Origin of the sequence: Pseudomonas capeferrum (assembly GCF_013523055.1) — a bacterium.
Classification (GTDB): domain Bacteria; phylum Pseudomonadota; class Gammaproteobacteria; order Pseudomonadales; family Pseudomonadaceae; genus Aquipseudomonas; species Aquipseudomonas capeferrum_A.
Map to the genome: position 1 here is coordinate 148,262 of NZ_JAAMQM010000005.1, position 23,310 is coordinate 171,571.

At 61.0% G+C, this 23,310-nt stretch carries 16 protein-coding genes and 3 pseudogenes; 10 read left to right on the top strand and 9 right to left on the bottom strand.

Going from position 1 to position 23,310, the window contains the following annotated elements; translation table 11 throughout:
- Positions 1-178 precede the first annotated feature (178 nt).
- The 3 genes from G7009_RS07635 to fdhA all read left to right on the top strand — a co-directional run bounded on the left by G7009_RS07635 (position 179) and on the right by fdhA (position 3,176).
- Positions 179-811 (top strand): sarcosine oxidase subunit gamma, encoded by a 633-nt coding sequence (locus tag G7009_RS07635; protein ID WP_181129323.1) that lies wholly within the window; start codon positions 179-181, stop codon positions 809-811.
- A gap of 10 nt (positions 812-821) precedes the next feature.
- Entirely contained in the window at positions 822-1,679 is an 858-nt protein-coding gene (gene purU, locus G7009_RS07640) for a formyltetrahydrofolate deformylase (RefSeq protein ID WP_181129325.1), read from the top strand.
- 297 nt (positions 1,680-1,976) lie between these two features.
- A complete protein-coding gene (gene fdhA, locus G7009_RS07645) occupies positions 1,977-3,176 on the top strand; it encodes a formaldehyde dehydrogenase, glutathione-independent (protein WP_181129326.1) in 1,200 nt (399 codons plus the stop codon).
- A 258-nt stretch (positions 3,177-3,434) separates the two neighbouring features.
- Here the strand turns inward: fdhA and G7009_RS07650 are convergent, their stop codons facing one another.
- On the bottom strand, positions 3,435-4,415 hold the full coding sequence (locus G7009_RS07650; RefSeq protein ID WP_181129328.1) for an RHS repeat-associated core domain-containing protein: 981 nt from the start codon (positions 4,413-4,415) through the stop codon (positions 3,435-3,437).
- Positions 4,416-4,709: 294 nt separating this feature from the next.
- Between G7009_RS07650 and G7009_RS07655 the strand changes: the two genes are divergently transcribed.
- The 3 genes from G7009_RS07655 to G7009_RS07665 all read left to right on the top strand — a co-directional run bounded on the left by G7009_RS07655 (position 4,710) and on the right by G7009_RS07665 (position 7,242).
- Positions 4,710-5,723 carry an RHS repeat-associated core domain-containing protein gene (locus G7009_RS07655; protein ID WP_181129330.1) on the top strand — a complete coding sequence of 338 codons (1,014 nt, stop codon included), beginning with the start codon at positions 4,710-4,712 and terminating at the stop codon, positions 5,721-5,723.
- Between the two features lie 493 nt (positions 5,724-6,216).
- Positions 6,217-6,507, top strand: coding sequence for a hypothetical protein (locus G7009_RS07660; protein WP_181129332.1), 291 nt, complete (start codon positions 6,217-6,219; stop codon positions 6,505-6,507).
- Between the two features lie 156 nt (positions 6,508-6,663).
- The gene (locus G7009_RS07665) at positions 6,664-7,242 is read left to right on the top strand and encodes a DUF2780 domain-containing protein (RefSeq protein ID WP_181129334.1); all 579 of its coding nucleotides are present in this window, start codon (positions 6,664-6,666) and stop codon (positions 7,240-7,242) included.
- Between the two features lie 8 nt (positions 7,243-7,250).
- Here G7009_RS07665 and G7009_RS07670 read toward each other — a convergent pair.
- The 3 genes and pseudogenes from G7009_RS07670 to G7009_RS07680 all read right to left on the bottom strand — a co-directional run bounded on the left by G7009_RS07670 (position 7,251) and on the right by G7009_RS07680 (position 8,749).
- A pseudogene (locus G7009_RS07670) lies at positions 7,251-7,531 on the bottom strand (type II toxin-antitoxin system RelE family toxin).
- A complete protein-coding gene (locus G7009_RS07675) occupies positions 7,528-7,764 on the bottom strand; it encodes a type II toxin-antitoxin system prevent-host-death family antitoxin (RefSeq protein WP_181129336.1) in 237 nt (78 codons plus the stop codon). The pseudogene G7009_RS07670 and the gene G7009_RS07675 overlap by 4 nt, the downstream one beginning before the upstream one ends.
- A gap of 97 nt (positions 7,765-7,861) precedes the next feature.
- On the bottom strand, positions 7,862-8,749 hold the full coding sequence (locus tag G7009_RS07680) for an acyltransferase (protein ID WP_181129338.1): 888 nt from the start codon (positions 8,747-8,749) through the stop codon (positions 7,862-7,864).
- Positions 8,750-8,928: 179 nt separating this feature from the next.
- Between G7009_RS07680 and rloA2 the strand changes: the two genes are divergently transcribed.
- The 3 genes and pseudogenes from rloA2 to G7009_RS07695 form a co-directional block, all read left to right on the top strand.
- A complete protein-coding gene (gene rloA2 / locus G7009_RS07685) occupies positions 8,929-9,429 on the top strand; it encodes a retropepsin-like aspartic peptidase RloA2 (RefSeq protein WP_181129340.1) in 501 nt (166 codons plus the stop codon).
- Positions 9,430-9,524: 95 nt separating this feature from the next.
- A pseudogene (locus G7009_RS07690) lies at positions 9,525-9,737 on the top strand (response regulator); the annotation flags it as partial.
- A pseudogene (locus G7009_RS07695) lies at positions 9,732-10,341 on the top strand (inner membrane CreD family protein); the annotation flags it as partial. The pseudogenes G7009_RS07690 and G7009_RS07695, both read left to right, overlap by 6 nt.
- A gap of 110 nt (positions 10,342-10,451) precedes the next feature.
- On the opposite strand, the gene G7009_RS07700 reads toward G7009_RS07695, so the two are convergent.
- The 5 genes from G7009_RS07700 to aceE form a co-directional block, all read right to left on the bottom strand.
- Entirely contained in the window at positions 10,452-11,075 is a 624-nt protein-coding gene (locus G7009_RS07700; RefSeq protein WP_181129342.1) for a glutathione S-transferase, read from the bottom strand.
- Between the two features lie 9 nt (positions 11,076-11,084).
- Positions 11,085-11,750, bottom strand: a complete 666-nt coding sequence (gene msrA, locus G7009_RS07705; protein WP_181129343.1) for a peptide-methionine (S)-S-oxide reductase MsrA — start codon at positions 11,748-11,750, stop codon at positions 11,085-11,087.
- 890 nt (positions 11,751-12,640) lie between these two features.
- Positions 12,641-15,334 (bottom strand): sensor domain-containing phosphodiesterase, encoded by a 2,694-nt coding sequence (locus G7009_RS07710; RefSeq protein ID WP_181129345.1) that lies wholly within the window; start codon positions 15,332-15,334, stop codon positions 12,641-12,643.
- A 306-nt stretch (positions 15,335-15,640) separates the two neighbouring features.
- Positions 15,641-17,281, bottom strand: coding sequence for a dihydrolipoyllysine-residue acetyltransferase (aceF, locus tag G7009_RS07715; RefSeq protein WP_181129347.1), 1,641 nt, complete (start codon positions 17,279-17,281; stop codon positions 15,641-15,643).
- 13 nt (positions 17,282-17,294) lie between these two features.
- Complete coding sequence (aceE, locus tag G7009_RS07720) at positions 17,295-19,940, bottom strand: pyruvate dehydrogenase (acetyl-transferring), homodimeric type (RefSeq protein ID WP_181129349.1); 2,646 nt, start codon at positions 19,938-19,940, stop codon at positions 17,295-17,297.
- Positions 19,941-20,322: 382 nt separating this feature from the next.
- Here aceE and glnE point away from each other — a divergent pair, with 382 nt between their 5' ends.
- Positions 20,323-23,256 carry a bifunctional [glutamate--ammonia ligase]-adenylyl-L-tyrosine phosphorylase/[glutamate--ammonia-ligase] adenylyltransferase gene (gene glnE, locus G7009_RS07725; protein ID WP_181129351.1) on the top strand — a complete coding sequence of 978 codons (2,934 nt, stop codon included), beginning with the start codon at positions 20,323-20,325 and terminating at the stop codon, positions 23,254-23,256.
- Positions 23,257-23,310: the final 54 nt, after the last annotated feature.

Genomic DNA, 23,310 nt, shown 5'->3' on the forward strand with positions numbered 1-23,310 from the left:
CTGGAATGCAAACCCTGTGGGAGCGGCAGTTCGCCGCTGCGACTTGTCCCGCGAACGCGATGGTGGCTTCACCGCCCTCTTCGCGGGACAAGCCCGCTCCCACAGGACCGCAGTTGGCATCCGGGCATTGCATCTGACCTCTGGTCTTACCGACAACAGAATTCAAGGCAGGTAACAAATGAGCGTTATCAACGTCTATCAGCAGAACCCCAGCGCCGACGTCAAGGCCGAGTCGCCGCTGCACCATGCCGACCTGGCAAGCCTGATCGGCAAAGGTCGCCAGAACGCCGGGGTCACCCTGCGCGAGAAGAAATTCCTCGGTCACCTCACCCTGCGCGGCGACGGCCATGATCCGGCATTCGCCAGCGGCGTACACAAGGCCCTGGGCCTGGAGCTGCCGGTTGCCCTGACCGTGGTTGCCCGTGGCGATACCTCGCTGCAATGGATCGGCCCGGACGAGTACCTGCTGATCGTCCCCGGTGGTCAGGAGCTCGAGGTCGAGCAGAAACTGCGCGCTGCCCTGGAGGGGCAGCATATCCAGGTGGTCAACATGAGCGGCGGCCAGACCCTGCTCGAGCTGCGCGGCCCCAAGGTCCGCGAAGTGCTGATGAAGTCCACCAGCTATGACGTGCATCCGAACAACTTCCCGGTCGGCAAGGCGGTCGGTACCGTGTTCGCCAAGTCGCAGCTGGTGATCCGCCGCACGTCCGAAGACACCTGGGAGCTGGTCATCCGCCGCAGCTTCTCCGATTACTGGTGGCTGTGGTTGCAGGACGCCTCGGCCGAATACGGCCTGAGCATCGAAGCCTAGGAGAAACGCCATGAGCCGAGCACCGGACACCTGGATCCTTACCGCCGATTGTCCGAGTTTGCTCGGCAGCGTCGACGTGCTGACACGCTTTCTCTTCGAGCAGCAGTGTTATGTCACGGAGCACCATTCCTTCGATGACCGGTTGTCCGGTCGCTTCTTCATCCGCATCGAATTCCGCCAGCCGCAGGATTTCGATGAGCAAGGGTTCCGCCAGGCGCTGCAGGAGCGTAGCGAGACCTTCGGCATGGCCTTCGAGCTGACCGCGCCGAATCACCGTCCCAAGGTGGTGATCATGGTGTCCAAGGCCGACCATTGCCTCAACGACCTGCTCTACCGGCAGCGGATCGGGCAGTTGGGCATGGACGTGGTGGCGGTGATTTCCAATCACCCCGATCTGGAGCCGCTTGCGCACTGGCACAATATTCCCTATCACCATTTCTCCCTCGATCCCAAGGACAAGCCGTCCCAGGAGCGCAAGGTCCTTCAGGTCATCGAGGAGACCGGCGCCGAGCTGGTGATCCTTGCCCGCTACATGCAAGTGTTGTCGCCCGAGCTGTGTCGCCGTCTGGATGGCTGGGCGATCAATATCCATCACTCGCTGCTGCCAGGCTTCAAGGGTGCCAAGCCCTATCACCAGGCCTACAACAAGGGCGTGAAGCTGGTGGGTGCCACCGCGCACTACATCAACAACGACCTGGACGAAGGGCCGATCATCGCCCAGGGCGTGGAAGTGGTCGATCACAGCGATTATCCCGAAGACCTGATCGCCAAGGGACGAGACATCGAGTGCCTGACCCTGGCGCGGGCGGTGGGGTATCACATCGAGCGGCGGGTGTTTCTCAACGCCAACCGGACCGTGGTGCTCTGACCAGCGGGGCTGCCTTGCAACCCATTCGTGGGCAAGCCCGCTCCCACAGGTAAGGTGACATTCTCCAGAATTGTCGCGGCACCTGTGGGAGCGGGCTTGCCCGCGAATGGGTCACAAGGCAGCCTCGTGCGGCAACCGCGAACAGCCTGCCGCAATGCGGCACGCCACTGTCGTAATCAGTCTGCGTCCTGGCCTGCGACAAGGCCACAATTCACAGCATTCCAGTACCAAATGCCGCCCATGGATGGCGGCGCTTCAACCACCGCTGCATAACTACAAATCAAGCGAGGTAAGAGCATGTCTGGCAATCGTGGAGTGGTGTATCTCGGCGCTGGCAAGGTCGAGGTGCAGAAGATCGACTATCCGAAGATGCAGGATCCTCGCGGCAAGAAGATCGAGCATGGCGTGATCCTCAAGGTGGTCTCGACCAACATCTGCGGTTCGGACCAGCACATGGTCCGGGGCCGCACTACCGCCCAGGTCGGTCTGGTCCTGGGGCACGAGATCACCGGTGAGATCATCGAGAAGGGGCGCGACGTCGAGCACCTGCAGATCGGCGACCTGGTGTCGGTGCCGTTCAACGTCGCCTGCGGTCGTTGCCGCTCCTGCAAGGAACAGCACACCGGCGTCTGCCTGACCGTCAACCCGGCGCGGCCGGGCGGCGCCTACGGCTACGTCGACATGGGTGACTGGACTGGTGGCCAGGCCGAGTACGTACTGGTGCCGTATGCCGACTTCAACCTGCTCAAGCTGCCCGATCGCGACAAGGCGATGGAAAAGATCCGCGATCTCACCTGCCTCTCCGACATTCTGCCGACCGGCTACCACGGCGCCGTCACCGCGGGCGTCGGGCCAGGCAGCACCGTGTATGTCGCGGGTGCCGGCCCGGTCGGTCTGGCCGCCGCCGCTTCCGCCCGCCTGCTGGGCGCCGCCGTGGTGATCGTCGGCGATCTGAACCCCGCGCGACTGGCGCATGCCAAGGCCCAAGGGTTCGAAGTGGTCGACCTGTCCAAGGACACTCCGCTGCATGAGCAGATCGCCGACCTGCTGGGCGAGCCGGAAGTGGATTGTGCCGTCGACGCCGTAGGCTTCGAGGCTCGCGGCCATGGCCACGAAGGTGCCAAGCACGAAGCACCGGCAACGGTGCTCAACTCGCTGATGCAGGTGACCCGTGTGGCCGGCAAGATCGGCATCCCCGGCCTGTACGTGACCGAAGACCCGGGTGCTGTCGATGCCGCCGCGAAGATAGGCGCGTTGAGCATCCGCTTCGGCCTGGGCTGGGCGAAGTCGCACAGCTTCCATACCGGCCAGACGCCGACCATGAAATACAACCGCCAGCTGATGCAGGCGATCATGTGGGATCGGATCAATATCGCCGAAATCGTAGGCGTGCAGGTGATCAGCCTGGATCAGGCGCCGGAAGGATATGGCGAGTTCGATGCCGGGGTGCCGAAGAAGTTTGTGATCGATCCGCATAAGACGTTCAGTGCGGCGTAAGCTTTTCTGAAGAAGCCCCTTTTTTGAGGGGCTTTTTCGTGAGCCCTGTAGGTTGGATTAGCGCCTCGATGGTACAGGCTTAAATACCTGGCATTTGCGGTAGTACACCCCTTGGATGGACGACGACGTTTCAACTCGCTACGCAATTGGTCGCGTCATGCAAGTCCCAATACTCCATAAAACCCGGCATCCGTTTGAGTGGACAAAAGCCGCGTGTGATTAGCGGTTATGAGAGTGGAAAAGTCAGCTGTTTTAACTTCAATCCCCCATGAGGCTATCCCCACTGCCACGGCGCACCTGACTGACACGGTCCAGTCTTAGCAATCTCAAAATATTTGCAGGGCCGCCAAGTTGTTGTATGCGGCTTATGTCATTTAGAAACTCTGGCCGGTCCAGATCTAGGCTTTGGCTAAAAATTTTAGGTACCCCAGGAAGCACGCCAGCTCTCGCGGCACCCATAGTCGCTCCGTTTTCAGCTACCTTCATTATGTATCGATCCAGCATCGGTCTTACGTAATTTTCGATTGTTGATGAAGCATTGGCGAATGCGATGGCGTCTTGGTGCGGGAGGTTGCTTATGATTGATTCAAAAATATCAGGCTCGCCAATTTTTTCGAAGTAGTCTGGGCGGGTCGGTGGAGGAGAATAGCGGGGCGACTCCGGTTTCAAAGCACTGGCGTGTGAAGTGGTACGTTTGAGGTTAGAAGGCTTAAATCTATGTGGAAGCGCTACCGCCGAATTCTTGCTCACGCTCAGCGTTTGACCGTTTTTCAGATGTACGAAGGCATGGCCAGTTGGGTCAATGTTGTTAATTGGGTCGCCTGTGCAGTATGCATAACCATTGATGCCGCCCGCTCCAAAAGGGCTGAGGCTGTCTGGTGATTGAAAACGCATGAGACCGGGATCATAGGTACGATACCCCAGGCCAAGTTGGTAGGTGCCCATGAATGGGTCGAAGAGCTCTCCGTTGAAACCGGGGGTCGAGTTTATCGAAGGTAATTTCGAATCATGTCCATAGGCCGAGTATGTGTGCGATTCTTCAACATCTTCGGCCTGTACCTGCAGCGCCGAGCCCTTGTCGTCGGTTGACAGCAGACCTGTCTTTCGTTCGACGCCAGTGTGCTGTTCGGCGAGGAGCATGTGAGGAGTACGCAGTAGGGTGCGGGTGTGTATGCCTTGTTTGACGGTGACGAGTTTGTCGCCCTGATAGAAATATAGGTTACTGTTTTCAGGCTTCATCGCTTCTATTTCCCCGTTCGAAAATAGCAAAATCTGAAAAGCAGTATCTCCGATGCGACCGAGCTTACAACTGGTAGAAATGACAGATGCACCTACCAATGAACCCTTCTACCTTAAAAAGCAGAATGACGGACACAGCCGAAGCGATACCCGTATTTGGGGAATTCGGAGAGCGTCAGTGTCGACCACATCTTAGGCTTCGAAGCGCGAGGCCTAGCATTTTTGCTAGTAGGCAGTATTGGCAATTTCGTAGACAGTGGACATTTAAGTCACTGTTAAATCAAGGAGCTTTCGATGCCCATCTCGCATGAAACCTCGATTGATCCCAAGCATGAGAGCCCCGTCGCTCGCCCGTGCACACGGCAGCCGTCCAATGCTAAACATTTTTACCAGAACAAGTTACTGTATGCTGTAATAAAAGACTTGGCGCCGTATTGTATTTTTCGGCATGAATCTGAAGTGCTGGCGCAATGCCGCGTTCGGGATGGCGTAGTTGATACGAGTTTGCTTGCTCATGATCGAATGCTGTCTGTGCTGAATATATATGATGCTGCCTTTATTAAGCTGTCATATACGCCGTATGGCTACAGCGCATCCGCTGATAGCATGCACAGTCTGTTGGGGTTCAATGGGCAGTCGCTGGATGAAATAACTGGCTGTCAACTGCTCGGTCATGGCTATCGAGCTTTTAGCTCCGTGCTAATGCGATTTAAAAGTCCAGACGATTGGAGTCCATTTGGGGAGGGAGGGCTGAACGCATATGCCTATTGTCTGGGGAATCCGATCAACTACAACGATCCGTCAGGGCACTATCCATTAGGTGGTACTTTCAAAAGATTGAGAAGCCTGTTTGGCAGCAGAAAAAATTCGAAGACCACCGAGCCCTCAGCGTTATTGAGCTCCAGGGTTCAATACAACCAAGAAAATGGACGACACTTCCTTGGCTTCCACGGAACCAGCAAGAGCGCTGAACGCGCTATCATGAGAAAAGGTGTTCGCAGCAAGAGCAAGGGTGATTCCTTCTTTATAACCAATACATTCGAGAATGCAAGCGAGTACGCAAATAAGCAAAAAGAAGGCGCTGTGCTCGCCGTCTATACCGGTAATTTTGAGTTGGCTCATGCCAGTTCCACGAGAGGCGTCGTCAAGCAATCGAACATTCCGCAGTTAAAGATACCCAGGGTCGTACATTCTTCGCTGAGATTCGAGCGTGTTGAAGTGGCAGACGTAACCTCAAACTTTAATAGGTTTATGGATGAGCAGCAAAGTATTGCCTTTTGGATAAATAATTTCCGCAAGGGTGTCTAGGGCGTTTCTCTTAATTAGGACCGCCGCGCCTAGCAGGCCTGCCTTGGAATAATTGGGGTGGCGATTTATTATCATCAGATCAGTGGCCAGCCGCCGAGATCTGCCGCTTTATACGTGCAGCTCTTTGGGCAAAGACTGTTTTTGGCTCCTGGTTGTGATGACGAGAGCTCGTCATTTCCCTTGAGATTGGAGTTCTTTCCTACACATTTTTACTGGTCATCTCTGGCCTCAAGAAATATCCTACGCACTCTGTCGACTCCCTTCTGATTGCCCTCGGAAACCAGTCCCACTAGGCTCCCTAGGTCACTGATATTTCAGTGATCGGGCGTGGAAACCAGGTGTTGCATGCAGGATTTGTCGTTTGGCGGCTGTACGCGAGAGGCTTTGTGCCTGCCGGGTTTTCCTGACTGCACCCGGTTTTCCACCCCGCGTACAGCTGCCACCCTTCGTGTGGAAACGAAGGAGCGCAACGTCAGCGCAATCAGGAGATCCCATGAAAGAAATCGTCCCCGACCCACCCCTCGCATTCGATTCACCTGCCGGCAAGACCCTGGCCCGAGCCATCTACGACGGCACCGTCCCCTTCGAAAGCACCCTCAGAAACCTCTGTCACTACCTGCGTTTCGCCTACAACGATGGCCACCGCGCTTTCGATGCCACCGACGATGAAGACGTCCTTGACCTTCTGGCCACCAGCCTTCAGGCCCTGCCGCTCGCCTGGGGACAGGCCGATGCATTGGCGGACGCTCTGGAGCCCGCCACCTGGAAGACAGCGCGAGACTGAGCCGAGGTGTTCCGGGCCTGGCATCTCCGACCGCCCATCCATGGGTAGCTCGACCGATGGACGGATGGCAACGGCGATGTCCATCCCGGAACATTCCCCCGCCTACCCAGTCCAACTTCTCGTTTCCCTGGCCGTCCGGCCGACGAGGTCTTACCGATGAAAGCTCTTACCCTGGCAACCCTCATGACCCTGGCTGCGAGCCCGGCGTTCGCCTTCAATCTGAACGATGCGGCCAACGCCGTTTCCGCGATACAGAACCAGAATGGGCAGGGCGCGGCAGTGCAGGCGCCAGCGGCTTCGGCCAATCTGCTCAACACCCTGGGCAGCGAGCTCAAGGTCACTCCGGAACAGGCGGTGGGCGGGGCGGGCGCCATGCTGGGGCTGGCGCGAAACAACCTGAGCGATGCCGATTTTGAACAATTGACCAAGGCGGTACCGGGCCTGGACATGATCTCCGGCGCCAATGCCCTCGGCGGATTGAACGGTATCGGTGAACTGCTGGGAAAGCAGGGTAACAGCCAGTCGGCGCTGAGCAGCGTCCTGGGCAATGTCGAAGACCGCAATGACCTCAATAGCGCGTTCAGCGCGCTGGGCATGGATACGGGGATGATCGGGCAATTCGCCCCGCTGATACTGCAGTATCTGGGTCAGCAGGGCATCGGTGGCTCATTGCTGCAGAGCCTGGGAAGTCTTTGGGGAACGCCGGCAACCACGACCACTGTGCCATCGATATGACGGCCAGATTAGCGTTTGCGGGCCATTTCGTACGCTTTGCTTCGCTCTCTTTTACCTACGGAAACGACTACCACTACAACCCGGTCGTCCTCTACACGATAAACAAGTCGATAACCTGAGGCCTTCAGCTTGATCTTGTAGTGGTCGTCCAGATCCCGCAGCGCGTCGCTTTGCACTCGGGGAGTTTCAAGACGATCTCGGAGCTTTTTCTTGATTTGTTCGCGAACCGTGTGGCCAGCTTCTCCCATTCCCTCGACGCAGCTGGATGGAACTCGAGTTTATAGGTCATCCAGATTTACCGGCACACCCCCCAACTGATCGCGCCTTTGCGATCTCGACGAGCTCGAGGTCGTCCAGTCGCTCAATCATCGCTTCATAAAGCGCGGCAGGAACCATGTACCCTATTACGCGGTTGTGGTTAAGCACCGCAACCGGCATGCCGTCCGCGCTGGCAAGTACGCTAGAGGGGTTTTTCTTGAGTTCGGACACACTGACGACGACATCCGCAAAAATACGTTGCACTATAAAGTCCTCAATTAAGATCTATATTTTGGTCTTAATTTGGAACTGACACAAGCAACGACTTAGGACGTCATCTGGCCCTTAAAGGCTTCGGAACTCAGCGTGCTTCTTTGCGTAACACATCGATCCGCTCATCCTTTTCGTGCCACAGCTGGTTCACCCAGGTCTGTACGGTCTGACGAAACACAGGGTCGTTCTCGTAGTCACCGGCCCATAGCGCCGGTGCCAGCTCGCGCACCTGAATATCCACGATGACTCGCGAGATGCTGCCATTGAGCAGGGCCCAGAATCCGGGTGCCTTGTCGCCGGGATAGACGATGGTGACGTCGAGCAGGGCATCGAGCTGTTCGCCCATGGCCGCGAGCACGAAGGCCACGCCGCCGGCCTTGGGTTTGAGCAGGTGGCGGAAGGGCGATTGCTGTGCGCGGCGCTTGGCCTCGGTAAATCGCGTGCCTTCCAGATAGTTGACCACGGTCACCGGCTGGCGCTTGTACAGCTCGCAGGCGGCCTTGGTGATCTCCAGGTCCTGGCCCTTGAGGTGTTGATTCTTCTCCAGGAAGGCCTTGCTGTAGCGCTTCATGAAGGGGTAATCCAGGCCCCACCAGGCCAGGCCCAGCAGCGGCACCCAGATCAGCTCTTTCTTGAGGAAGAACTTGAAGAAGGGCGTGCGACGGTTGAGGCTTTCGATCAGCGCAGGGATGTCGACCCAGGTCTGGTGGTTGCTCACCACCAGGTAGGAGGTGTCCTTGCGCAGGTTGCCCACGCCGCGGATATCCCACTGAGTGGGTATGCACAGGGCGAAGATCAGTTTGTCGATTTCGGCCCAGCTCTCGGCGATCCACATCACCGCCGCGGAGGCGCGGTCGCGGTATCTGCCAGGGAGCACCAGTTTGAGCAGGGCGAAGATCAACAGCGGGCCGATCATCACCAGGGTGTTGAGCAGCAGCAGGAAGGCCACGAAGATGCCGGTCAGCAGGCGACGCATAAAACACTCTTGTTGTCGGAAATAAACAATTGGCAATGATAATGAGGGCTTGGTCCTACGCCAAACATGGATGGCCGAGTGGGCCGGTCAAATGTTTCATGTTATGTGGGACAGCGCTCGCGGCGAACCTATCCAGCCCCCGCAGTCTAACCACTGTCCCCATTTAAGGAAGCTATCTTGTGAAGCCACTGCTCGCCCTGCTGTCGTTGTTGGCCATGCCGGTCATGGCCGCTGACCCGACCCTCTATGGACGCTACGAATACATCGGCTTGCCGGAGATTGGCGAAACCTTCAAGGCGAAGATGGACACCGGCGCACTCACCGCCTCCCTGTCGGCCAAGGACATCGAGCGCTTTACCCGCGACGGGGAGGAGTGGGTGCGTTTCCGCCTCGCCACCCAGGGTGCCGGCGACAAGGTCTATGAGCACAAGGTGGCGCGCATCAGCAAGATCAAGAACCGCGCCGACGAGGACGACGACGGTGAAGGCGCCGAAATGGCCAAGCGCCCGGTGGTCGATCTGGAGCTGTGCCTGGGCGACGAGAAGCGTACTGTCGAGGTCAACCTCACCGACCGCAGCAGCTTCAATTACCCGCTGCTGATTGGCGCCAAGGCGTTGCGCGAGTTCAAGGCCGCGGTGAACCCGGCCAAGCGCTACACCGCGGGCAAGCCAGGCTGCTGACTCGATCGGCAGCAAGCTGCAAGAGCGAGCGATTCAGTGTGGTTTCACGCGATCCGCTTCCACGGGAAGCTTGCGCTTGAGGCTCGAAGCTCAGCATGCCGCATATTCTTATCGTCGAAGACGAAGCCGCCATTGCCGATACCCTGATCTACGCCCTGCAGGCCGATGGCCACAGCACCGAATGGGTGACCCTCGGTGGTGTAGCCCTGGAGCGACAGCGCCTGCGCCCGGCGGACCTGGTGATCCTCGACATTGGTCTGCCTGATATCAGCGGCTTCGAGACCTGCCGTCAACTACGCCGTTTCAGCGCTCACTGGCAGACCTCGTTTTTTTGCCACCAACCTGGAGGATGCCTTGAGACAGTGCGCCATTGACGGGCAGTGCGATGCGTTTCGCGGGCGGGCGTTTGGGGTCAGCTTCCTCGACCCGGTCGACCAGTACCTGAAAAGCGAGCGGGCCATCAAATATGCGTTGCTGTTCATCGCCCTGACGTTCGCCGGCTTCTTCCTCTTCGAAGTGCTGAAGAATCTCAGCGTGCACCCGGTGCAATACACCCAGGTGGGTGTGGCCTTGGCGTTTTTCTACCTGTTGTTGCTGTCGTTGTCGGAGCACCTGGGCTTCGGCCTGGCTTATGGTCTGTCCGCGGCCGCGTGCGTGCTGCTGATCGGCTTCTCCCTCGGCCATGTGCTGCGCAATCCTGGGCGCGGCATCGGCATCGGCATCGGCATCGGCATCGGCATCGGCATCGGCTTCGCCGCCGGGTTGTCGGTGCTCTACGCCATGCTCTATGGGCTGCTCAGCGCCGAGGACTATGCCCTGCTGATGGGCTCGCTGTTGTGCTTCGGGCTGCTCGGGGTGTTCATGGTGCTGACTCGCCGGCTGGACTGGGCACGGGTGGGAAGGGGCCAATAAGGGAAGATTCGGGAAGCGGGCAGGTGGCTGGCGTGGCGGATAAGGTCGTTGTTCGTCGAATCGCGGGCAGGCTTCTCTCCGTAGAGGGAGCCTGCCGCGATCAGGGCCGATCAGGCCATCGGCGCCGTCGCGGCCAGCGACGGCCGCTTGGATACCTCGGCGTACCAGGCGGCGAGCCCGGGCTGTCGCTCTCGCCAGCCGAACGCCGGCTGACGCAGATCGAGATAGCCCAGGGCGCAGGCCACGCCGATGGCGGCAATATCGAACACCGATGTCAGCTCGGCCAGGTGCTCTTGCTCGAGGTTGGCCAGCGACCGACGGATCTTCCCGGCTTGTGCCTCCAGCCAGCCGTCCCAGCGCTTGTCTTCGGGACGCAGGAAGCTTTCATAGCGACTCGATACTGCGGAATCCATGATGGCATCGGCCTGCGAGGCCAGGGTCAGGCGGCGCCAGCGCGCGGAACCCTCGCGGGGGATCAGCGGATTGCCGACGTGCTGCTGGTCCAGGTACTCGCAGATCACCCGGCTGTCGTGGAGGACGGTACCGTCCTGCAGGCGCAGGGCCGGGATCTTGCCGATCGGGTTGTCCAGGTCGAGCTGGTCGTCGCCCGTGACCGGGCTGATATTGACGGCCTGCAAGGCCACCCGATCCTGCTGTCCTGTCTCGTGCAGCAACACCATGACCTTGCGCACGAAGGGTGACAGCGGCGAATGGAACAAGGTCATCGTCGTCATGGCGCGTCCTCAGTTGCCTTGCAGGCTTGGTGGCATGCAGACACCGGTGCCGCCGATGCCACAGTAGCCTTCCGGGTTCTTGGCCAGGTACTGCTGGTGGTAAGCCTCGGCGAAGTAGACGGTCGGCGCCTGGTCGATCTCCGTAGTGATCTGGCCGAAGCCGGCCTTGTCGAGTTCCGCCTGGTAGGCCGCCTTGCTGGCCTCGGCCTGCTCCAGTTGTTCAGGGTTGGTGCAGTAGATCACCGAGCGGTACTGGGTGCCGATATCGTTGCCCTGGCGCATGCCCTGGGTCGGGTTGTGCAGCTCCCAGAACATGGTCAGCAACTCGTCGTAACTGAGCTTGTCCTTGTCGAATACCACCAGCACCACTTCGGTGTGGCCGGTAAGGCCCGAGCAGACTTCTTCGTAGGTGGGGTTGGGTGTGAAACCACCGGCATAGCCGACCACTGTGCTGACTACGCCCTCGCGCTGCCAGAAGCGACGCTCGGCGCCCCAGAAGCAGCCGAGGCCGAAGATGGCGAAGTCGACGTTGTCGAAGAAGGGGCCGAGCAACGGCGTGTCTTCGAAGACGAAGTGCTTCTCAGGCAGGGTCATCGGCGTCTCGCGGCCAGGCAGGGCCTGTTCCGCGGTAGGCAGGACGTTTTTGTTCACCAGGATTTCCGAACGCATCACCATGGCGGTTCCTCTGTTTTCTAGTCGATATGGGTGGAGGCCCTTCGCGGGTAAACCCGCTCCCACAGGTTCGGCCCCGCTCTTGTGGAGCGAGTTTACCCGCAAATCAGACCGACGCTGCCGTCCACAGATTCGGCACCGCCCTTGTGGGAGCGGGTTTACCCGCGAATCAGACCGACGCTGCCGTCCACAGGTTCAGCACCGCCCTTGTGGAGCGGGTTTACCCGCGAATCAGTCCGACGCTGCCGTCCACAGGTTCGGCCCCGCCCTTGTGGGAGCGGGTTTACCCGCGAATCAGACCGATGCTGCTGTCCACAGGTTCGGCACCGCCCTTGTGGGAGCGGGTTTACCCGCGAATCAGACCGATGCTGCTGTCCACAGGTTCAGCACCGCCCTTGTGGGAGCGGGTTTACCGCGAATCAGACCGACGCTGCCGTCCACAGGTTCGGCCCCGCCCTTGTGGGAGCGGGTTTACCCGCGAATCAGACCGATGCTGCCGTCCACAGGTTCGGCACCGCTCTTGTGGGAGCGGGTTTACCCGCGAATCAGACCGACGCTGCCGTCCACAGGTTCGGCACCGCTCTTGTGGGAGCGGGTTTACCCGCGAATCAGACCGACGCTGCCGTCCACAGGTTCGGCACCGCCCTTGTGGAGCGAGTTTACCCGCGAATCAGACCGATGCTGCCGTCCACAGATTCGGCCCCGCCCTTATGGGAGCGAGTTTACCCGCGAATCAGACCGATGCTGCCGTCCACAGGTTCGGCCCCGCTCTTGTGGGAGCGGGTTTACCCGCGAATCAGACCGACGCTGCCGTCCACAGGGTTCAGCTCTGTCCTTGTGGGAGACAAATGGGCCGACGCTGTCGCTAATAGTGCCCGACTTGGGCGCCGCTGTCAGGCTATCGGTCCGCGCGGATAGCGCTTGAGCTTTTCGACCAGCTCCCGTCCAGGGATCGGCCGGTCGAACAGGTAACCCTGGCCCACGTCACAGCGGTGACGACGCAGGAACGCCAGTTGCGCGACGGTCTCGATCCCTTCGGCCACCACCTTGAGCTTGAGGTTGTGGGCCATGGCCACCACCGCCGAGGTGATTTCCATGTCGTCCTGGTTGTCCGGGATCTCGTTGATGAAGCTGCGATCGATCTTGAGGATGTCGATCGGGAATTTCTTCAGGTAGCTGAGCGACGAATAACCGGTGCCGAAGTCATCCATGGCCAGCGTCAGCCCCAACTGCTTGAGCTCGTCGAGTTGACGGTGGGTATCCTCGGTCGCTTCGAGCAGCAGGCCTTCGGTCAGTTCCAGCTCCAGCAGGTTCGCGGGCAGGCCTTCTTCCTTGATGATCGTGCCGATCGAAGACACCAGCTCGGGGTCGGAGAACTGCTTGGGCGAGAGATTGATGGCGACCTGCAGGCCGCTCATCCCAGCCTCGTGCAACACCTGGTTCATGCGACAGGCCTGGCGCACCACCCACTTGCCGATGGGAATGATCAGGCCGGTCTCTTCGGCCACGCTGATGAACTGGTCGGGACGGATCATCCCGCGTTCGGGGTGGTTCCAGCGCAGCAGTGCTTCGAGGCCAAGCAGGCGACCGCTGCGCAGGCAGACCTTGGGCTGGTAGAAGACTTCCAGTTCATTCTGGGTCAGGGCGCGGCGCAGGTTGTTCTCGACGAACAGCTTGTAGCTGGCCTCGGCATTGAGCACTTCCGTGAACACCTGGACCTGATGCTTGCCGTTGGCCTTTGCCTTGTGCAAGGCCAGCCCGGCGTTCTTCATCAGCGTCTGAGGGTCACGACCGTGCAAGGGCGCGCAGGCCAGGCCGACCGAAGCGGTGACGTTGATCAGCTGATTGTCGACGAACATCGGCTTGTCGAGCGTCTGTAGCAATTGCTGGGCGATCAGTTGGCCGTCTTCGGGCAGCGTGTCATCGAGCAGCACGGCAAATTCGTTACTGGCAAAGCGTGCCAGGCTGCCTTCGGCATTGAGGCTGTTGCGCAGCCGTCGGGCCAGGCTGATCAACAGCTTGTCGCCGGTATGGTGGCCGAGGCTGTCGTTGATCCGCTTGAAGTTGTCGATATCCACCAGCAGCAGGCAGATAGGCTTTTGGTCGTTGCCGGAAAAGCGTTCGTCGAGGCTGCGGATGAATGCCGGGCGGTTGCCCAGGCTGGTCAGGTTGTCGGTGTAGGCCAGGCGCTCGATGCGCTGCTGGGCAAGCTTGCTTTGGGTGATGTCTTCGTAGATGCCGATGTAGTGGGTCAACTCACGGTTGTCGCCGTAGACCTTGGAAATCGACAACTGCCCCCAGTAGGGTTCCAAGCTCTTGCGCCTGCTCTTGAACTCGCCCTGCCAGCTGTTACCCATCGCCAGACTGGAGGGCGAATCGAACAGCAGTTCGCTGAGGTTCTCCAGGGCAGGCAGGTCGGCCAGGTGACGGCCCTGGACCTCCTCGGTGCTGTACTGGGTGATGGCCGTGAAGCTGGGGTTCACGTACTCGACTACGCCATCGCAATTGACCAGCAGGAAAGCGCTGGCGCTCTGCTCTACGGCGCGCTGGAACAGGTGCAGGGCACTGGCGGCCGCGCGGCGGTTGTGGCTGGTGATGACTTGGGCGAACTGGTCGGCCAGCTCGCCGGCGAAAGCGATCTCGTCGGACTGCCAGGCCCGCGGCGCTCCGGTCTGCTCCAGGCACAGGACGCCGATCACCTGGCCGTCCACGCGGATGCTGGCGTCGAGCATGGCGTTGTTTTCGGTGACGAACAGGCTGTCGGCCAGGTCGCGCGTTCGAGGGTCATGGCTGGCGTTATGGGCGTCGATGGCACGACTGGCGTGCAAGGCATCCAGGTAGTCGGGAAAGCGGCTGGCGTCGATCGGGTTGGGCAGTTGGTATTGCTGGAGGTTGCGATGCCAGGCAGCGATCGGCTCGAGACGCTGGTCCTGCAGGTGCCAGATGCTGGCGCAGTCGAGCCGATAGATCTCGCACGCGCTACGAGTGATCAGCTCGGCAGCCTCGGACAACGAATTGCTGGCGCTGTAGCGCTGTCGGGCCAGCCGCAGGATCAGGTCCTGCTGCGCGCGTACTCGTTCCAGGTGCTCGAGCTGCTCCTGCTGGGCACGTTGGTTGAGCTCGAGGGCGATCTGCAGTCGATTGTTGCGCGTCTCGAGGTCACTGGCAGTGGGGTCTGGATCCTCGCCTTGCTGGTCGTCGAGAATCGCCAGGTAGCCGCGTAACAACTGCCTGTTGTGTTGTTTGTAGGCTTCGCCGATTTCCAGCATGCGCATGGGCATGGGACCGACATGCAGGGTATAGCGAACGCGGTAATACGGGCGTTGCGCCAGCTGCAGCTGGATTTCATCGTGCAGACGGTAACGCGCCTCGGGTTCCATGAGGCTTGCATAGGGCGAACCGATGAGAGCGCAAAGCTCGGCCGCGGGCAGGCCGAGTTGCCGTTCGCAACCCGGATCGAGATAGAGCATGGCCCAGTTGGGCTCGTTCAAGCGCTCGAAGCGCAGCATGCCGAGCCGTGAAGGCACAGGCAGCTGCGTCACGACCTCGGCTACCACGCGGCTGCTGGCATCGGGTTGGCTTTTCATCGAAGGCTCGCTTGAAGAAGGCGGTGGGCGCAGGCCGCATACGCGGTAGCGAGGCATTCACGCAAGGTTGCATCATGTCCTTTGGCCTGACAAGCACCAGTGCTGGCCAGATGTGATCATGTTATCGGCCGGAAGGCTGGAATCTGTAGGTCAAGAATGGGGCGGGTGATCAGTGTCTGGTTTTCCAGTTCTGCGAAAACCCGTGAAATGCCCAAAAAAAAGCCCCGCCAGTTGGGCGGGGTTGAGGTACGAGCGTGGCTCGAAAGAGGTACCTGCCTCCCTGCGCAAGGGAGGCAGGGTGCAGCATTACAGCAGCATCGTACGGATATCCGTCAGCAGATCGCCCAGGCGCTTGGTGAAGCGCGCGGCGGCTGCGCCATTGATCACGCGGTGATCGTAGGACAGCGACAGAGGCAGCATCAGCTTGGGCTGGAAGGCCTTGCCGTCCCAGACCGGCTGCATGGTCGCCTTGGAGACGCCCAGGATCGCCACTTCAGGCGCATTGACGATCGGCGTGAAACCGGTGCCGCCGATGTGGCCGAGGCTGGAGATGGTGAAGCAGGCGCCTTGCATGTCGTCGGCCGCCAGCTTCTTGGTACGCGCTTTCTCGGCCAGGGCCGCCGCTTCGCCAGCCAGCTGCAGCAGGCTCTTCTGGTCGACGTTCTTGATCACGGGGACCAGCAGCCCATCCGGAGTGTCCACGGCAAAGCCGATGTTCACGTACTTCTTGCGGATGATGGCCTTGCCGCTCGGGGCCAGCGAACTGTTGAAGTCCGGCAGCTCCTTGAGCAGGTGCGCACAGGCCTTGAGCAGCAGCGGCAGCACGGTCAGCTTGACGCCGGCCTTCTCGGCCACGGCTTTCTGCGCAACGCGGAAAGCTTCCAGCTCGGTGATGTCGGCGGAGTCGAACTGGGTGACGTGCGGCACGTTGAGCCAGCTGCGGTGCAGGTTGGCGGCACCGACCTGCATCAGGCGGGTCAGCGCGACTTCCTCGACTTCGCCGAAGCGGCTGAAGTCGACCACAGGGATCGGCGGGATGCCCGCGCCACCGGTCGCACCGGCGGCTGGAGCTTCCTTGGCCTTCTGCATCATGGCCTTGACGTAGACCTGCACGTCTTCCTTGAGGATACGACCGTGCGGGCCGCTGGCTGCGACGGCACCCAGGTCGACGCCGAACTCACGGGCCAGCTGACGCACGGCCGGGCCGGCATGGACCTTGGCGTTGCTGCCGGCTGCTGGAGCGGTGGCCGCAGCCGGAGCCGAAGCGGGTGCCGCAGCCGGGGTGGCGGCAGGCGCGGTCTCGGCCTTGGCAGGCGCCGACTCGGCGGCAGGGGCTGGGGCCGGAGCGGCGGCAGGCGCGGCGCCCGCGACCTTCAGCTTGAGGATCAGGTCACCGGTGCCGACTTCGTCGTCCAGTTTGACAATCACTTCCTCGACCACGCCAGCGGCGGGCGAAGGGATCTCCATGGAGGCCTTGTCGGACTCCAGGGTGATCAGCGACTGGTCGGCTTCGACGGTGTCACCAGCCTTGACCAGCACTTCGATGATCTTGGCCTTGCCCGACGAACCGATATCCGGAACGTGGATGTCCTGGACGCTGGCGGCCACCGGCGCAGCGGCAGGGGCTGGCGCGGCTTCTGCCGGCGCAGGCGCGGCGGCAGGTTTTTCCTCGGCAGCCGGGGCAGCCGGGGCCGGAGCCTCGGACGCCGCGGCGCCCTCGACTTCCAGTTCCAGCAGTTCGTCGCCTTCCTTGAGGGTGTCGCCCAGCTTCACCTTCAGGGACTTGACCACGCCGGCCTTGGGGGCCGGGATCTCCATGGAGGCCTTGTCGGACTCCAGGGTCAGCAGGCTCTGGTCGGCTTCGATACGGTCGCCGACCTTGACGAACAGCTCGATGACTTCACCTTCACCGCTGCCGATGTCAGGTACGCGAATGAGTTCGCTCACTTAAAAATACTCCTCAGCAGTCCAGTGGGTTGCGCTTGTCCGGGTCGATACCGAACTTGGTGATGGCATCGGCCACGACCTTGGGTTCGATCTCGCCACGGTCGGCCAAGGCTTCCAGGGCAGCCAGCACGACGAAGTGGCGGTCGACTTCGAAGAAGTGACGCAGCTTCTTGCGGCTGTCGCTGCGACCGAAACCATCGGTACCCAGGACCTTGAACTCTTTGCTTGGAACCCACTGGCGAATCTGTTCGGCGAACAGCTTCATGTAGTCGGTGGATGCGATGACCGGACCCTTGCGACCGCTCAGGCACTGCTCGACGTAGGTCTGCTGTGGCTTCTGGCCAGGCTTGAGGCGGTTGGCGCGTTCCACGGCCAGGCCGTCGCGACGCAGCTCGTTGAAGCTGGTGACGCTCCAGACGTCGGCGCCGACGTTGAACTCGTCACGCAGGATCTTCGCCGCTTCACGGACTTCACGCAGGATGGTGCCGGAGCCCATCAGCTGTACGTGGTGTGCCGCCGCGCGGGTATCTTCCTCGAGCAGGTACATGCCCTTGATGATGCCTTCCTCGACACCGGCCGGCATGGCTGGCTGCTGGTAGGACTCGTTCATCACGGTGATGTAGTAGAAGACGTCCTGTTGCTCCTCGGTCATCTTCTTCATGCCGTCCTGGATGATCACCGCCAGCTCGTAGCCGTAGGTAGGATCAAAGGTGCGGCAGTTCGGGATGGTCGCGGCCAGCAGGTGGCTGTGACCGTCTTCGTGCTGCAGGCCTTCACCGTTGAGGGTGGTGCGGCCGGCGGTACCGCCGATCAGGAAGCCACGGGTGCGGCTGTCGCCCGCGGCCCAGGCCAGGTCGCCGATACGTTGGAAGCCGAACATCGAGTAGAAGATGTAGAACGGCAGCATCGGCTGGTTGTGGTTCGAGTACGAGGTACCGGCGGCGATGAACGACGACATGGCGCCGGCTTCGTTGATGCCTTCCTCGAGGATCTGACCCTTCTTGTCCTCGCGGTAGAACATCACCTGGTCCTTGTCGACCGGCTCGTACAGCTGGCCTACGGAGGAGTAGATGCCCAGCTGGCGGAACATGCCTTCCATACCGAAGGTACGGGCTTCGTCCGGGATGATCGGAACGATGCGCTGGCCGATTTCCTTGTCCTTGACCAGCTGCGCCAGGATGCGCACGAAGGCCATGGTGGTGGAGATCTCACGGTCGCCCGAGCCGTCCAGGATCGCTTTCAAGGTTTCCAGCGACGGAGTCGGGATGCTGATGCTCTTGGCGCGGCGCTGCGGCACGAAGCCACCCAGCGCGGCACGGCGCTCGGACAGATAGCGCGCTTCGGCGCTGCCTTCTTCCGGACGGAAGAACGGCAGGTTTTCCAGCTGATCGTCCTTGACCGGAATGTCGAAACGGTCGCGGAATTTGCGCAGGCTGTCGACGTCGACCTTCTTGGTGTTGTGCGCGGTGTTCTTGGCTTCGCCGGCACCGGTACCGTAACCCTTGATGGTCTTGGCCAGGATGACGGTAGGCTGTTCCTTGTGGTTGACCGCCTGGTGGTAGGCCGCATAGACCTTGTACGGGTCGTGACCGCCACGGTTGAGCTTCCAGATCTCGTCGTCGGACAGGTCTTCGACCATGGCCTTGAGCTCTGGGGTATTGAAGAAGTGCTCACGGACGAACGCGCCGTCCTTGGCTTTGTAGTTCTGGTACTCGCCGTCGATGACTTCGTCCATGCGGCGTTGCAGGGCGCCGTTGATGTCCTTGGCCAGCAGTGGGTCCCAGAAACGGCCCCACACCACCTTGTTGACGTTCCAGCCACCGCCACGGAACACGCCTTCGAGTTCCTGGATGATCTTGCCGTTGCCGCGAACCGGGCCGTCGAGGCGCTGCAGGTTGCAGTTGATGACGAAGATCAGGTTGTCCAGCTTCTCGCGGCCGGCCAGGGAGATCGCGCCCAGGGATTCGGGCTCGTCGCACTCGCCGTCGCCCATGAAGCACCAGACTTTCTGCTTGCCGGCCGGGATGAAGCCGCGCGCTTCCAGGTACTTCATGAAGCGAGCCTGGTAGATCGCCTGGATCGGGCCCAGGCCCATCGAGACGGTCGGGAACTGCCAGAAGTCGGGCATCAGCCACGGGTGCGGGTAGGACGAGAGGCCCTGACCGTCCACTTCCTGGCGGAAGTTGTTCATCTGGTCTTCGCTGATGCGACCTTCCATGAAGGCGCGGGCGTAGACGCCTGGGGAGGCATGGCCTTGATAGAAGATCAGGTCGCCGCCGTGTTCTTCGGTCGGTGCCTGGAAGAAGTAGTTGAAGCCGATGTCATACAGGGTGGCACTGGAGGCGAAGCTCGAAATGTGGCCGCCCAGGTCCGAATCCTTCAGGTTGGTGCGCATGACCATGGCCAGGGCATTCCAACGCACCATCGAGCGAATGCGGCGTTCCATGAACAGGTCGCCAGGCATGCGTGCTTCGTGGGTGACAGGGATGGTGTTGCGGTATGGCGTGGTGATCGCATACGGCAGCTGAGAGCCACTGCGGGTGGCCAGCTCGCCCATGCGGGTCATCAGGTAATGAGCGCGGTCTTCGCCTTCTTTATCGATGACCGAGTCCAAGGCATCCAGCCATTCCTGGGTTTCGATAGGATCGAGGTCTTGCATGGCTTGCTCCAGGGCGGAAAGGCAACCAGAATCGGAAGCCTGAGTTTGCGACTGGCCTTATGGGCAGACGTCATGAATTCTTGGATTGCCGGAAGGTGCTCCGGCGTTGTGTAGTTTTACTACAAATGTCGCGGCATTTCATGCTTTTGCTCCGCGAGGGCAGTAGTAAAACTACATGAAAGCGGCTTTTGGCTGCTTTCCGGCTTGTGAGGAAAAACGATACTGTTAGTGAAAAACTGTTATGCCGTTGAGGTTTGTAGAGGATTCATACCAGTAAATCTGATTTTTCAGCTATTTCCCACTTTTGTACGACAGTTCGACGAATGTTCGGCTTCTTGTCGACGGTCCATACCTCCACTTTCACGCCGATCAAGGATAGCCCATGCGCCTGCCTTTGCCGCTCGACCTGCCTGCCGCCCTCGAACCACTGGTCGCTCGCAACCTGCAGTCTCTGAGCGAGGCGCTTGCGGCCCATCCCGAGCTACGGCTCGAGCGTTGGAGCCCTGCTTTCCTTCATGAGTTCGAACAGGTTGCCGCCGCCAGTGACTTCGTCCTCGAACAGGCCCTGCGTGAACCGGCGGTGCTGTTCGAGCTGATCGGTCGTGGCGATCTGGATGCATCCTTCGCGCCTGGCCAGCTGTGTGCTCAGGTGGCCTGCGCGGTCGAGGCGGCCGAAACCGAGGACGAACTGGCGCGTAACCTGCGCCGCGAGCGCAATCGCCAGCAGGTGCGGATCATCTGGCGGGACATCACGCGCCGGGCCGATCTGCGCGAAACCTGTCGAGACCTCTCCGACCTGGCGGACGCGGCCATCGACCAGGCCTACCATTGGTTATATCCACGGCACTGCAAACAGTTCGGCACGCCGATCGGCAACCGCAGCGGGCAGCCGCAGCACATGGTGGTCCTGGGGATGGGCAAGCTGGGCGCGGTGGAGCTCAACCTGTCCTCGGACATCGACCTGATCTTCGCTTTCCCCGAAGGCGGTGAAACCGAAGGCGTCAAGCGCGCGCTCGACAATCAGGAATTCTTCACGCGCCTCGGCCAACGTCTGATCAAGGCACTGGACCCGGTCACCGTCGACGGCTTCGTCTTCCGTGTCGACATGCGCCTGCGCCCGTATGGGTCGGCCGGTGCGCTGGTGCTGAGCTTCAATGCCCTGGAACAGTATTACCAGGATCAGGGCCGGGACTGGGAACGCTACGCCATGATCAAGGCGCGGGTGGTGGCCGGTGATCAGGTGGCCGGCGCGCAGCTGCAAGACCTGCTGCGGCCATTCGTCTATCGACGCTACCTGGACTTCTCGGCCATCGAGGCGTTGCGCACCATGAAGCAGCTGATCCAGCAGGAGGTGCGGCGCAAGGGCATGGCGGAAAACATCAAGCTCGGTGCCGGCGGCATTCGTGAGGTGGAGTTCATCGCCCAGGCCTTCCAGCTGATCCATGGTGGACGTGACCTGAGCCTGCAGCAGCGGCCCTTGCTCAAGGTCCTGGCCACGCTGGAGGGGCAGGGCTATCTACCACCGGCGGTGATTGCCGAGCTGCGCGAAGGCTATGAATTCCTGCGCTATACCGAACATGCGATCCAGGCGATCGCCGATCGGCAGACCCAGATGCTGCCCGATGACGAGCTCGATCAGGCTCGCGTGGCCTATATCCTCGGCTTCGGCGATTGGCAGGCCTTTCATGACCAACTGATGCAGTGGCGTACGCGCATCGATTGGCATTTCCGCCAGGTCATTGCCGACCCGGATGAAGACGAGGGTGAAGGCGAGCTGGTGGTGGGCGGTGAGTGGTCGCCTTTATGGGAACAGGCCCAGGACGAGGAAGCTGCCTGTCGACAACTGCAGGAAGCCGGCCTGCGTCAGCCTGCCGAAGCCTTGCGACGCCTGGCGGGGCTGCGTGCCACGCCAGCGTTGCGCTCGATGCAGCGTATCGGTCGCGAGCGCCTGGACGCCTTCATTCCGCGTCTGCTGGCCCAGGCGGTCGAACACGCCGATCCGGACCTGGTGCTGGAGCGAGTCCTGCCGTTGGTCGAGGCCGTGGCGCGCCGCTCCGCTTACCTCGTGCTGCTGACCGAAAACCCCGGGGCCTTGCGTCGCCTGCTGACGTTGTGCGCGGCCAGCCCCTGGATCGCCGAGCAGATCACGCGCTTCCCGCTGCTGCTCGATGAACTGCTCAACGAGGGACGCCTGTTCAGCCCGCCGCTGGCGCCCGAGCTTGCCAATGAGTTGCGCGAGCGGCTCACGCGAATTCCCGAGGACGATCTCGAGCAGCAGATGGAAGCCCTACGCCACTTCAAGCTGGCGCACAGCCTGCGGGTAGCCGCGTCGGAGATCACCGGCAACCTGCCGTTGATGAAGGTCAGCGACTATCTGACCTGGCTCGCCGAGGCCATCCTCGACCAAGTGCTGGCCCTGGCCTGGCGGCAGTCCGTGGCACGTCACGGCCAGCCCAGGCGCAGCGATGGCAGCCTGTGCGATCCGGCGTTCGTCATCGTCGGCTACGGCAAGGTCGGAGGGATCGAGCTGGGACATGGCTCGGACCTGGACCTGGTGTTCATCCACGATGGCGACCTGCAGTCGGAGACCGATGGCGCCAAGCCCATCGACAGCGCGCAGTTCTTCACGCGGCTGGGCCAGCGCATCATTCACCTGCTGACCACTCAGACCAACTCCGGCCAGCTCTACGACGTGGACATGCGTCTGCGGCCATCGGGGGCCTCGGGGCTGCTGGTCAGCTCGCTGGGAGCCTTCGAGCGCTACCAGCAGAACGAAGCCTGGACCTGGGAACATCAGGCACTGGTACGGGCGCGGGTATTGGTAGGCTGCAAGCAGGTAGCCGCGGCGTTCGAGGGTGTGAGGGCGCGGGTCCTCGGGCAGGCGCGCGACTTGTCGAAGCTGCGCGCCGAGGTCAGCGAGATGCGCGCGAAGATGCGCGCCAGCCTCGGCACCAGGATCACCGCCGCGGGCACTGCCGCCAATGCCTTCGAACCGGGCATGCCGTTCGATATCAAGCAGGATGCCGGTGGTATCGTCGATATCGAATTTATGGTGCAATACGCGGCTTTGGCCTGGGCCCACGACCACCCGGCGTTGCTGCGTTACACCGACAACATTCGTATCCTCGAAGGGCTCGAGGAAGCCGGTCTGATGCCCGCCAGCGATGCGATCCTGCTGCGTGAAGTGTACAAGTCCTTTCGCTCGGCCTCGCATCGCCAGGCGTTGCAGAAGCAGGCAGGGGTCATCGATGCCGCGCAGCTTGGCGACGAGCGGCGCGAGGTACGGCGTATCTGGGCGCAGCTCGGGCTCGATTGAGCCGGTCATTGCGGGCGGTGGGAGCCTGCGCGGCCACAGTCGTGCCCGAGTGGC

Excerpts from the sequence above, each read along its gene's own strand:
- G7009_RS07635 (WP_181129323.1), top strand. The coding sequence starts at position 179 with ATGAGCGTTATCAACGTCTATCAGCAGAACCCCAGCGCCGACGTCAAG.
- purU (WP_181129325.1), top strand. The coding sequence starts at position 822 with ATGAGCCGAGCACCGGACACCTGGATCCTTACCGCCGATTGTCCGAGT.
- fdhA (WP_181129326.1), top strand. The coding sequence starts at position 1,977 with ATGTCTGGCAATCGTGGAGTGGTGTATCTCGGCGCTGGCAAGGTCGAG.
- G7009_RS07650 (WP_181129328.1), bottom strand. The coding sequence starts at position 4,415 with ATGAAGCCTGAAAACAGTAACCTATATTTCTATCAGGGCGACAAACTC.
- G7009_RS07655 (WP_181129330.1), top strand. The coding sequence starts at position 4,710 with ATGCCCATCTCGCATGAAACCTCGATTGATCCCAAGCATGAGAGCCCC.
- G7009_RS07660 (WP_181129332.1), top strand. The coding sequence starts at position 6,217 with ATGAAAGAAATCGTCCCCGACCCACCCCTCGCATTCGATTCACCTGCC.
- G7009_RS07665 (WP_181129334.1), top strand. The coding sequence starts at position 6,664 with ATGAAAGCTCTTACCCTGGCAACCCTCATGACCCTGGCTGCGAGCCCG.
- G7009_RS07680 (WP_181129338.1), bottom strand. The coding sequence starts at position 8,749 with ATGCGTCGCCTGCTGACCGGCATCTTCGTGGCCTTCCTGCTGCTGCTC.
- G7009_RS07700 (WP_181129342.1), bottom strand. The coding sequence starts at position 11,075 with ATGACGACGATGACCTTGTTCCATTCGCCGCTGTCACCCTTCGTGCGC.
- msrA (WP_181129343.1), bottom strand. The coding sequence starts at position 11,750 with ATGGTGATGCGTTCGGAAATCCTGGTGAACAAAAACGTCCTGCCTACC.
- G7009_RS07710 (WP_181129345.1), bottom strand. The coding sequence starts at position 15,334 with ATGAAAAGCCAACCCGATGCCAGCAGCCGCGTGGTAGCCGAGGTCGTG.
- aceE (WP_181129349.1), bottom strand. The coding sequence starts at position 19,940 with ATGCAAGACCTCGATCCTATCGAAACCCAGGAATGGCTGGATGCCTTG.
- glnE (WP_181129351.1), top strand. The coding sequence starts at position 20,323 with ATGCGCCTGCCTTTGCCGCTCGACCTGCCTGCCGCCCTCGAACCACTG.